Annotated in this window: 11 protein-coding genes; 10 read left to right on the top strand and 1 reads right to left on the bottom strand. The window is 62.5% G+C overall.

Features of this window, described 5'->3' with window-relative positions; translation table 11 throughout:
• Positions 1-132 precede the first annotated feature (132 nt).
• Complete coding sequence (locus PMX72_RS05635; protein WP_117839647.1) at positions 133-909, bottom strand: biotin--[acetyl-CoA-carboxylase] ligase; 777 nt, start codon at positions 907-909, stop codon at positions 133-135.
• A gap of 174 nt (positions 910-1,083) precedes the next feature.
• Here PMX72_RS05635 and PMX72_RS05630 point away from each other — a divergent pair, with 174 nt between their 5' ends.
• From PMX72_RS05630 to accD, 10 genes are read left to right on the top strand one after another with little or no spacing between them, the layout of a single operon-like run.
• Positions 1,084-2,043, top strand: a complete 960-nt coding sequence (locus PMX72_RS05630; RefSeq protein WP_117646091.1) for a 3-oxoacyl-ACP synthase III family protein — start codon at positions 1,084-1,086, stop codon at positions 2,041-2,043.
• Between the two features lie 52 nt (positions 2,044-2,095).
• The gene (locus PMX72_RS05625; protein ID WP_006235019.1) at positions 2,096-2,332 is read left to right on the top strand and encodes an acyl carrier protein; all 237 of its coding nucleotides are present in this window, start codon (positions 2,096-2,098) and stop codon (positions 2,330-2,332) included.
• Between the two features lie 2 nt (positions 2,333-2,334).
• The gene (gene fabK, locus PMX72_RS05620; protein ID WP_117563768.1) at positions 2,335-3,279 is read left to right on the top strand and encodes an enoyl-[acyl-carrier-protein] reductase FabK; all 945 of its coding nucleotides are present in this window, start codon (positions 2,335-2,337) and stop codon (positions 3,277-3,279) included.
• A complete protein-coding gene (locus tag PMX72_RS05615) occupies positions 3,267-4,193 on the top strand; it encodes an ACP S-malonyltransferase (RefSeq protein ID WP_271729399.1) in 927 nt (308 codons plus the stop codon). Before fabK ends, PMX72_RS05615 begins: the two co-directional genes overlap by 13 nt.
• A 30-nt stretch (positions 4,194-4,223) precedes the next feature.
• Positions 4,224-4,997: a 3-oxoacyl-[acyl-carrier-protein] reductase gene (gene fabG / locus PMX72_RS05610; RefSeq protein WP_089572490.1), complete on the top strand. Its 774-nt coding sequence runs from the start codon at positions 4,224-4,226 to the stop codon at positions 4,995-4,997.
• Between the two features lie 39 nt (positions 4,998-5,036).
• A complete protein-coding gene (gene fabF / locus PMX72_RS05605; RefSeq protein WP_117629228.1) occupies positions 5,037-6,284 on the top strand; it encodes a beta-ketoacyl-ACP synthase II in 1,248 nt (415 codons plus the stop codon).
• 3 nt (positions 6,285-6,287) lie between these two features.
• Positions 6,288-6,761, top strand: a complete 474-nt coding sequence (gene accB, locus PMX72_RS05600) for an acetyl-CoA carboxylase biotin carboxyl carrier protein (RefSeq protein ID WP_117629227.1) — start codon at positions 6,288-6,290, stop codon at positions 6,759-6,761.
• A 9-nt stretch (positions 6,762-6,770) separates the two neighbouring features.
• A complete protein-coding gene (gene fabZ, locus PMX72_RS05595; RefSeq protein ID WP_271729397.1) occupies positions 6,771-7,193 on the top strand; it encodes a 3-hydroxyacyl-ACP dehydratase FabZ in 423 nt (140 codons plus the stop codon).
• A 10-nt stretch (positions 7,194-7,203) separates the two neighbouring features.
• Positions 7,204-8,547, top strand: coding sequence for an acetyl-CoA carboxylase biotin carboxylase subunit (locus PMX72_RS05590; protein WP_117647602.1), 1,344 nt, complete (start codon positions 7,204-7,206; stop codon positions 8,545-8,547).
• Positions 8,534-10,258, top strand: coding sequence for an acetyl-CoA carboxylase, carboxyltransferase subunit beta (accD, locus tag PMX72_RS05585; protein WP_089572485.1), 1,725 nt, complete (start codon positions 8,534-8,536; stop codon positions 10,256-10,258). The genes PMX72_RS05590 and accD overlap by 14 nt, the downstream gene beginning before the upstream one ends.
• The last annotated feature ends 6 nt before the right edge of the window (positions 10,259-10,264 follow it).

The raw sequence follows: 10,264 nt of genomic DNA, 5'->3' as shown, positions 1-10,264 counted from the left end.
CGCCTTTAGACGCGTGCCGGAAATCCAAGGGTTATACCCTAAGAGCAAACCACCCCTTTTAGGGGTGGTTTTGATTTTGCATGATGGGTTTTGACCGCCTGGTAATGCTGCTGAGTAGGTGGCTGCGGCGCCCTATTCGCCCAAGGGGCGCAGCGACGCCTCCTCAAAATGGAAGGATCGCAAGCCGTCTTCCGTTTCGATACACGCGCGTCCAAAGGTATCGACGGTTTTAAAGATGCCTCGCGCCAGCTCGTCACCGGCAGGGGAGCGGGCGATAACGTGCTTTCCAATCCAATTGAGGTGAGCGACATATTCGCCGTGGACGGGCGCGAGCGGTCCGGCGTTTTCTTCCATGGCGTTGAGCAGATCTGCCCACGCGTCTACAGCGTTTACGACGGTGTGATAGACCTCATCGAGGAGCATATCGACGGCGGGAACGTTCTCGTTGAGGTCCGAGAGACCGATTGCCGGCAGGCCACCATCGGGCACCTCCGCGGGCACATAGTTCACGTTGACGCCGATGCCACAGACCGCAAAGGGGTTGCCTTCGTTATCGCGTGCGGCTTCGACCAGAATGCCGCCGAGTTTGCGTCCACGCGCGACCAGGTCGTTGGGCCATTTGAGGCCAATCTCGTTTGCAAGACCCTGTTTTTCGAGCGCCTCGAGCACCGCTAGGCCGCTGACGGCGGCAAGGCCAGAGTACTTGGCGGGATCAACACGAGGACGTAGGACAATCGAGAGTAACAGATTGCCGGCGGTTGAATCCCACTTGTGGCCGCGCCGGCCGCGTCCTGCTGTCTGAGCCCGGGCGGCAAGTCCTGTGCCGTGCGGCGCTCCCTGTTTTCCTGCTTCGAGCAGGTCATCGTTGGTCGATCCGGTTACGTCGACTATCGTTAATTTGGCATCCATAACGGCTGCTACCTCCTTAATGAATAAGTGAATAACGCAATGGTGTCGAGAGAGACACAATGTGAAGCCTTTGTCGCATTTGGACAATTTAATGTTAACACGTTAACAACGACTGAAATGCGCTATCCTCTCTTGGTCGATGTAAACACGTCAACAACTCAAAGGAGGTTAGTGATGGGTTTCACGATTCTTGGAACAGGCTCGGCGCTTCCTAAGCGCAGTGTTTCCAATGACGAGCTGTCCGAGTTCCTCGATACCTCGGATGAGTGGATTTTTACCCGCACAGGTATCAAGAGCCGCCATGTATGCACCACCGAGTCACTTGACGACCTTGCCGTAGCGGCGAGCGAGCGGGCACTCCAGGTGTCCGGAATCGACGCGAGCCAGCTGGATTTGATCGTCTGCTCGACGACGACGGGTGACCACCTTGTTCCCGCCGAGGCGTGTGCCGTTGCTGAGCGACTGGGCGCGACGTGCCCTGCCTTCGATGTCTCGGCTGCCTGCGCCGGCTTCGTATTTGCGCTCGATGTTGCCGAGGGCTATATCGCCCGAGGACGAGCCAAGCATGTGCTTGTCGTTGCCGCCGAGCAGATGACGCGCGCGCTCGACTGGACCGACCGCGCCACCTGTGTGCTCTTTGGCGATGGGGCAGGCGCCGCGGTGATTGAGGCTGGGGGAGACAGCCCCCTTGCCGTTGAGCTTTCGACGGCGCCCGACGTCGAGACGTTGTGCGTTCCCGGTCTGGTCGGCACCTCGCCGTTTAAGGCCTCCGCAGATAGCGAGAGCGTGCTGTCCATGAATGGCCGCCGCGTGTTCAAGTTCGGCGTCAACGCGATTTGCGACACGGTCCATAAGCTTGCGAGCGATGCGGGCATTTCGGTCGAGGACATCGACCATTTTGTATTCCATCAGGCTAACGAACGAATCCTGAGTCAGGCGGTCAAGCGCCTCGGTGTGCCAGACAAGCGCGTGGTTCGAACGCTGCGCGAGACCGGCAACATTTCGAGCGCATGCATTCCGCTTGCCCTCGACCGGCTGGCAAACGCCGGTGCACTTCACACGGGCGACACCATCGCCCTCGTTGGATTTGGCGCCGGTCTGGATATAGGTGGCTATCTACTTCGTTGGAAGTAGTCGCACATAGGAAATAAAAACGCCCCTAGGGCACAAACAAAGGAGAACTACCATGGCAGATCAGAAGACCTTCGAGCGCGTTTGCGATGTTATCCGCGAGACCGCCGGTCTTGACGACGTCGAGATGAAGCCCGAGTCCACGCTCGAGGAGATTGGTCTCGACAGTCTGGGCACCGTCGAGATCCTCGTCGCCGTTGAGGACGAGTTTGGCATCCAGCTCGATACCGAGGAGAACCCCAAGACGGTCGGCGAGTTCGCCGATACGGTCGAGGCGGCATTGGAGAAGTAGAGATGCTCAAGACTCCTCTCTGCGATCTGCTCGGCATCGAAAAGCCCGTGTTCCAGGGCGGTATGGCCTGGATCGCCGACGCCTCGCTGGCGTCCGCAGTGTCCGAGGCGGGCGGCTTAGGGATTATCGCGGCCATGAACGCCGACGCCAACTGGCTGCGCGACCAGATTCATGAGCTGCGCGCCAGGACGGATAAGCCCTTTGGCGTCAACGTCATGCTCATGAGCCCGTTTGCCGACGAGGTCGCGCGGGTCGTGATTGACGAGCGGGTGCCGGTCGTCGTGACGGGTGCCGGCAATCCCACCAAGTACATGAAGGCGTGGAACGAGGCGGGCATCAAGGTCATCCCGGTCGTTGCCTCGGTGGCGCTGGCGCGTCTCGTGGCGCGTCGTGGAGCCACTGCCGTGGTTGCCGAGGGTACCGAATCAGGCGGCCATATTGGCGAGACCTCGACGATGGCACTGGTGCCACAGGTTGTCGATGCGGTCGATATTCCCGTGGTTGCGGCTGGCGGTATCGCCGATGGCCGCGGCGTGGCGGCCGCCTTTATGCTGGGCGCCGCCGGCGTGCAGGTGGGTACGCGCTTTCTGATCGCAGATGAGTGCACCGTATCGGAGCAGTACAAGGAGATGGTCCTGAAGGCCAACGACACCTCGACGCGTGCGACCGGCCGCTCGACGGGACACCCGGTGCGTGCCCTCAAGAGCCCCTTCACTAACGCCTACGCCAAGAGCGAGGCGGCGGGCGTAAGCGTCGAGGAGCTCGGGGCCATGGGCACGGGCGCCCTTCGCAAGGCCGCCAAGGACGGCAATTACGAAGAGGGCTCGTTTTTGTGTGGACAGATTGCCGGCATGGTCAACGAGCGCCAAAGTGCTCGTGAAATCGTTGACGACCTAGTCGATGGCGCCGAGCACGTCCTGAAGGGTGCGTGCGCATGGGTGGCGTAGCGTTTCTGTTTGCCGGCCAGGGCGCCCAGCACCCCGCGATGGGCGTCGACCTGATCGAGGCATCGCCGGCGGCCGCCGAGGTGTTCGCCATTGTCGACGAGGTGCGCCCGGGGACCAGTGAGCAGTGCCGAAGCGCCTCCAAGGAGGAACTCTCGCAGACCGAGAACACGCAGCCGTGCGTGTTCGTTCACGATCTGGCAGCGGCTGCCGCCCTGCGTGAGCGCGGCGTGGTACCTGCCGCCTGTGCGGGTTTTTCGCTTGGCGAGGTCGCCGCGCTCACCTTTGCGGGGACGTTCGATACGCGAGCGGGCTTTGAGCTCGTGTGCGAGCGCGCGGCGCTGATGGCCGCGGCTGCCGAGCGCCATCCGGGCGGCATGCGCGCCGTCATCAAGCTCGATGCGGCGCAAGTCGAGAACCTGGCAAAACAGGCCGGCGAGGACTGCTGGCCGGTCAACTACAACAGTCCGCAGCAGACGGTTGTTGCCGGAGCGCCCGAGGCGCTGCAGGAGCTCGACGTCCTAGTAAAAGAGGCTGGCGGCCGCGCTATGAAAGTCGCGGTGTCGGGCGCATTTCATAGCCCCTATATGGCCGAGGCGACTGAGGGGCTGGCGACGTATATCCAAGCCGGCCACGCGCCGTCACCGCTGCTGATTCCGGTCATGGCAAACATGACGGCGGCGCCCTATCCGGCGGACCCGCGAGCGGCATCGGATGTCTTGGCCAATCAGGTGAGTCATGCCGTTCGTTGGGTCGACACGCTGCATACTCTGCAGAATCAGGGCATCGACACGTTTATTGAGGTCGGCCCTGGCAAAACGCTGTCGGGCCTGGTCAAGCGTACGCTGAGCGACGTTCGCGTGTATTCGTGCGAAACGGCCGAGCAGGTCGCAGCTATTGCCGACGAGCTCGCATAGTCCACAGGGCTGTAACCCGAAAGGAATGACATGGGCAACTTGAACAACGGCGCGCTCGAGCGCAACGACTCACGTCGCGTGGCACTGGTCACGGGCGGCTCGCGGGGTATCGGCCGCGCCTGCGCTGTCGGCCTGGCGGAGGACGGCTTTGATATCGCCGTCGTCTATGCCGGCAGCGTCGATGCGGCGCGCAAGACGTGCGAAGCCTGTGAGGCGGTTGGCGCCACGGCACGCGCATATCAATGCGACGTGGCCGATCCCGCTGCCGTCAACGCGTGCGTGGAAGCGGTCCTCAACGACTTTGGTTCCATTTGGGCGCTCGTCAACAACGCCGGCATCACCCGCGATGGCCTGCTCATGCGCATGGGCGATGACGCATTCGATCGCGTGCTCGATGTCAATCTCAAGGGAACATTCAATATGACGCGCGCGCTCACCAAGACCTTTATGCGCCAGCGCGGCGGTTGCGTCGTCAACATGAGCTCGGTCGTGGGCCTGATGGGCAATGCCGGGCAAGCCAACTACGCTGCTTCCAAGGCGGGCGTGATAGGGCTTACCAAGGCGGTGGCGCGCGAGCTTGCGCCTCGTGGCGTACGAGCGAACGCGGTCGCCCCCGGGTTTGTCGAGACAGATATGACGGCAAAGCTCTCGGAGAAGGTGCGTACGGCAACCGAGGAACAGATTCCCCTTAAGCGCATGGCACGTCCCGAGGAAGTGGCCGGCGTGGTGCGCTTTTTAGCGAGCGATGCGGCTGCTTACATTACGGGCGAGGTCGTGCGCGTCGACGGCGGAATGGCGATGTAGAAACCAGGGCCGAAGAACGGCTTGGATGAGGAGACCATGATGGAACAGAGAGTTGCAATCACCGGCATCGGTGCCGTATCGCCGCTCGGCAACACCGCGCTTGCCACCTGGGCGGCCATGTGCGCCGGGACCTGTGGCATCGGCCCGATCACGCACTTCGATACCGATGCGTTTACCGTCAAGGTGGCGGCCGAAGTCAAGGGCTTTGACGGCAACGAGTACTTTGGCAAGCGTGACGCCAAGCATCTGGACCCCTGCGTTCAGTTTGCGATGGCGGCTTCGGACGAGGCAATGCACGATGCGGGCTTTGATGTCGAAGGCGCCATCGATCGTGAGCGCCTGGGCGTCTACGTGGGCTCGGGCGTGGGCGGCATGACGACGCTCGTCGACAACGTCCACACGATCGCCGATCGTGGACCTCGCCGCGCATCGCCCTATATGATTGCGATGATGATCCCCAACATGGCTTCGGGCAATATCGCGATCCGCCACAAGGCAAAGGGACCGACCCTGCCAGTCGTGACTGCTTGCGCGACCTCGGCCCATGCGGTGGGCGAGGCGTTCCGCGCCATCAAGCACGGCTATGCCGACGCGATCCTCGCGGGCGGCGCCGAGGCGGCCATTATCCCCGATGCCGTTGCAGGCTTTACGTCCTGCCGCGCATTGACCACCAACCCCGATCCTGCGACGGCTTGCCGCCCGTTCGATGCAGACCGCGACGGCTTTGTGATGGGCGAGGGCGCTTGCGTGCTGGTACTCGAGAGCATGGAACATGCGCAGGCGCGCGGTGCGCACATTTATGCCGAGGTCGTGGGCTACGGCAACACCGATGATGCTTATCACATCACGAGTCCCGATCCCGAGGCTGCCGGCATTGCCCGCGCGATATCGCTGGCGGTGGCCGAGGGCGACGTCAAGCCTTCCGAGGGCCTCTACATCAATGCCCACGGCACCTCGACCAAGCTTAATGATTCGTCCGAGACGGCGGGCATTAAGCGAGCGCTCGGCGAGGACGCGGCGCGCGCCGCACATGTCTCGTCGACCAAGTCGATGACGGGGCACATGATCGGTGCCACGGGGGCCATCGAGGTCATGGCCTGCGCCATGGCACTCGAGCAGGGCGTGGTGCCGCCGACCATTAACTACCACACGCCCGATTCCGCCTGCGATCTTGATTACACGCCCAATCGCGCGGTTCGCGCCGACCTTACCTGGGCGCTTTCGACCAACCTGGGCTTTGGCGGGCACAACGCCGCCATCGCGCTGCGTAGATATACGAGGAGCTAGAGCATGGATTCCAAAAGACTTGCCGAGATAGCCGATGTGATGGAGGACCGCGGCCTCACGCGCGTACGCGTTGAGGAGCCCGATGGCACCGCGGTCGAACTCGAGCGCGCGAGTGTGGCGCAGCCGGTTGCCGTGCCCATGCCTATGCCGAGCGCCATGGCCGCTCAAGTTGCAGCTCCCACAGTCGCGCCTGCCGCACCGGAACCCGCCACGCAGACACCTGCCGCCGCGCCGGAGCCCAAGGGCACCGAGGTGACTGCTCCCATGGTGGGCGTCTTCTATGCTGCCCCTGCGCCGGGCGACGAGCCATTTGTGCGCGTGGGCTCCAAGGTCAAGGCCGGCGAGACCCTCTGCATCATCGAGGCCATGAAGGTTCTCAACGAGGTGACGGCCGAGGCAGACGGTGAGGTGCTCGAGATCTGCGTGGCCGACGGCGACCTCGTGGAGTTTGGCAGCTGCCTCATGAGGATCGGATAGGTGATATCCATGAACAAAGAAGAGCTCAAGAAGCTGTTACCGCATCGCGAGCCGATGCTTTTGCTCGACGAAGCCGAGCTGGTGGGCGACGAGGCCCACGGCAAGATCACGATTACAGGCGACGAGTACTTTTTGCAGGGACATTTTCCGGGAAACCCGGTCGTTCCCGGCGTGATTCAGTGCGAGATGCTCGCCCAGAACTGCTGCGTGCTGTTGATGGGCGATGAGGAGGCGCGCGGCGCGACGCCGTTCTACACGAGTCTGGACAAGGTGCGCTTTAAGCGTCCGGTGCGCCCGGGCGACACGGTGGATCTAGTGTGCTCCATCACGCGTGCGCGCGGGCCGTTCCGCTTTGCGGCGGGTACTGCGAGCGTCAACGGTGAGGTTTGCTGCCGCGCCGATATGTCTTTTGCACTCATGCACGAAAGTTAAGGAAGGCTCCATGTTCGACAAAGTGCTCATCGCCAACCGCGGCGAAGTCGCGGTCCGTGTTATCCGCGCGTGCCGCGATATGGGCATCAAGACCGTCGCCGTTTATTCCACGGCCGATGCGGACGCGCTACACGTGCAGCTTGCCGACGAGGCGTATTGCATCGGTGGCCCGCGTCTTGCCGAGAGCTACCTCAACGACGATGCCGTGCTCACCTGTGCCGTAAAGTCGGGAGCTAAGGCAATTCATCCCGGCTATGGCTTTTTCTCCGAGAAGGCGAGCTTCGTGCGCGACTGCGACAAGTTCGGTCTGGCGTTTGTCGGTCCTTCGGCCGAGGTGATCGACAGCATGGGCGACAAGGACGCCGCACGCCGAACGGCCGCTGCTGCGGGCGTGCCCATCGTGCCGGGCTGCGATTTGCTCAAAAGCCCCGAGGAGGCGACGGCCGAGGCCGAGCGCATCGGCTGCCCCGTGCTTATTAAGGCGCGCGCGGGCGGCGGCGGTCGCGGTATTCGCAAGGTCGAGCGCGTGGAAGATGCGGCAAAGGCGTTCATCGAGGCGCGTGCCGAGGGTGAGGCCGTTTTTGGCGACGGCGAGTGCTACATGGAGAAGTTCGTTGCGCCGGCGCATCACGTTGAGGTACAGATTATGGCCGATAAGCAGGGCCATGTGTTTTCGCTCGGTGAGCGCGAGTGCTCGGTGCAGCGCCGCAACCAAAAGCTGATCGAGGAGAGCCCCGCGCCGTGCCTCGACGGACGCGATGATATTCGCGCGCGCATGCACAAGGCCGCGCGCGACCTGGCTCGTGCCGTTGGCTATGAGGGCGCTGGCACCATCGAGTTTTTGTACTCAGATGACGGCAATTTCTACTTTATGGAAATGAACACGCGCTTGCAGGTGGAGCATCCGGTTACGGAGTTTGTGACCGATACCGACCTGGTTAAGTGGCAGCTGCGCGTGGCTGCCGGCCAGCCTCTGCCCTTTGAGCAGGAGGACGTACCGGTCCGCAACCACGCCATGGAGTGCCGCATCAATGCCGAAACGCCGGACTTTCTACCGTCATGTGGAACGGTCACCGCGTTGCGTGTGCCGGGTGGTCCGCGCGTGCGCTGGGATTCCGCCATGTTTACCGGAGCGAAAGTTCCGCCGTACTACGACTCCATGCTCGGCAAGCTCATCGTGTGCGCGCCCACGCGTGACGGTGCCATTCGCAAGATGCGCTCGGCCCTGGGCGAGCTCGTGATTGAGGGCGTGAGCGAAAATAGCGAGCTTCAGCTCGACGTGCTGGCAAACGACGAGTTTTTGTCGGGCATGTATCACACCGATCTGATGGGGCATCTCTATGCTGATGAATAGAAAAGCGAAGACGGTCAATGTCCTTGAGGGGCCGATAACCGAGTCGTGCGCCGAGTTCCCCGCGCGCCACGTGTTTGTCAAATGCCCGGAGTGCCGCCGTGTGATCGATGAGGCGCGCCTGCACGACAACCTCGAGGTCTGTCCTCGTTGCGGCAAACACTTTCGCGTGAGCGGTCGCGCGCGCATGCGCATGACGGTCGACGCGGGTACCTTTGAGGAATGGGATGCCAATCTGGCGTCGAAGGACTTCCTCTCGTTTCCCGGTTATGCCGACAAGCTTAAGAGCGTGAGCGAGCGTTCGGGCGAGCGCGATGCCGTTGTGTGCGGCAGGGGCAAAATCTGCGGCTGCGATACCGCGCTCTTCTTTATGGATGCCAACTTTATGATGGGCTCAATGGGCTCCGTGGTGGGCGAGAAGATCTGTCGTGTCTTTGAGCGCGCGGCCGAGTTGGGGCTGCCGGTCGTTGGCTTTACCGTATCGGGCGGCGCCCGCATGCAGGAGGGCGTGACCTCGCTCATGCAGATGGCCAAGATTTCTGCGGCGGTTAGGCGCCACAGCGAGGCGGGCGGCCTGTATATCACGGTGCTCACCGATCCCACGACCGGAGGTGTAACCGCGAGCTTTGCCATGGAGGGCGACATTATCCTGGCCGAGCCCGATGCCCTGACGGCATTTGCCGGCCCGCGCGTGATCGAGCAGAACATGCACAAGCGTCTGCCCAAGGGATTCCAGCGTTCCGAGTTTTTGCTGGAGCACGGCTTTTGCGATGCCGTTGTTCCGCGTGGTGAGATTGCGCTCACGGTAGGCGAGCTGCTGGCGCTGCACGAAGGGCACGCGCCCGGCCTGGGGGCACCGCATGAGATCGTGCATACGGGTCGTCGCGACAAAAAGCTGGGACACTTGTTTAAGCGCTCGGCCGCACCAAAAAGCGCGCTCGAAATCGTCAAACAGACTCGCTCGGCGAACCGCGCCACGGCAGGCGAGATGATCTCGTTGGGTCTCGACGGATTCGTAGAGCTGCACGGCGACCGCTACTTTGGCGACGATGCTGCCGTGGTGGGCGGCATCGGCTGGAAAGACGGGCGACCCGTGACGGTTATCGCCATCGAGCGCGGTACCACGACCAAAGAGCGCATGCGTCGCAACTTTGGTATGGCACATCCCGAGGGCTACCGCAAGGCACGTCGCCTGATGCACCAAGCCGAGAAATTTGGTCGGCCGGTTCTGTGCCTGGTCGATACTTCGGGCGCGTTTTGCGGCATCGGTGCCGAGGAGCGCGGCCAGGGCGAGGCGATTGCCCAGAATCTCATGGAGATGAGCGGCCTTAAGACGCCGATTGTCTCGGTGGTGACAGGCGAGGGCGGCTCTGGTGGCGCGCTGGCGCTGTCCGTGGCCGACCGCATCCTGATGCTCTCGAGCTCGGCCTATTCGGTCGTGAGCCCCGAGGCCTGTGCGTCGATCCTGTGGAAGGATACCGAGCGCGCGAATGAGGCCGCTGAGGCGCTTAAGCTCACGGCCCCCGATCTGTTGGCGCTCGGCATCATCGACGGCATTGTTGACGATAGGGGCCTGTCGCATGAGGAGATCGCCGGTGTCGTCATGTCCTCGGCATTTGATGCCTTCGATACGCTTGGGCAGCTCGACGACGCGACCCTCACAAACCTCCGCTACGAAAAGTACCGCGCAATCGGTCAGTACCGCACGATGTGACAAAGG

It is taken from the genome of Collinsella aerofaciens (genome assembly GCF_028207065.1).
Lineage (GTDB): Bacteria > Actinomycetota > Coriobacteriia > Coriobacteriales > Coriobacteriaceae > Collinsella > Collinsella aerofaciens_AR.
The sequence above is the reverse complement of the archived record's forward strand: the minus strand, read 5'-3'. Positions and strand labels throughout refer to the sequence as shown.

Excerpts from the sequence above, each read along its gene's own strand:
- PMX72_RS05635 (WP_117839647.1), bottom strand. The coding sequence starts at position 909 with ATGGATGCCAAATTAACGATAGTCGACGTAACCGGATCGACCAACGAT.
- PMX72_RS05630 (WP_117646091.1), top strand. The coding sequence starts at position 1,084 with ATGGGTTTCACGATTCTTGGAACAGGCTCGGCGCTTCCTAAGCGCAGT.
- PMX72_RS05625 (WP_006235019.1), top strand. The coding sequence starts at position 2,096 with ATGGCAGATCAGAAGACCTTCGAGCGCGTTTGCGATGTTATCCGCGAG.
- fabK (WP_117563768.1), top strand. The coding sequence starts at position 2,335 with ATGCTCAAGACTCCTCTCTGCGATCTGCTCGGCATCGAAAAGCCCGTG.
- PMX72_RS05615 (WP_271729399.1), top strand. The coding sequence starts at position 3,267 with ATGGGTGGCGTAGCGTTTCTGTTTGCCGGCCAGGGCGCCCAGCACCCC.
- fabG (WP_089572490.1), top strand. The coding sequence starts at position 4,224 with ATGGGCAACTTGAACAACGGCGCGCTCGAGCGCAACGACTCACGTCGC.
- fabF (WP_117629228.1), top strand. The coding sequence starts at position 5,037 with ATGGAACAGAGAGTTGCAATCACCGGCATCGGTGCCGTATCGCCGCTC.
- accB (WP_117629227.1), top strand. The coding sequence starts at position 6,288 with ATGGATTCCAAAAGACTTGCCGAGATAGCCGATGTGATGGAGGACCGC.
- fabZ (WP_271729397.1), top strand. The coding sequence starts at position 6,771 with ATGAACAAAGAAGAGCTCAAGAAGCTGTTACCGCATCGCGAGCCGATG.
- PMX72_RS05590 (WP_117647602.1), top strand. The coding sequence starts at position 7,204 with ATGTTCGACAAAGTGCTCATCGCCAACCGCGGCGAAGTCGCGGTCCGT.
- accD (WP_089572485.1), top strand. The coding sequence starts at position 8,534 with ATGCTGATGAATAGAAAAGCGAAGACGGTCAATGTCCTTGAGGGGCCG.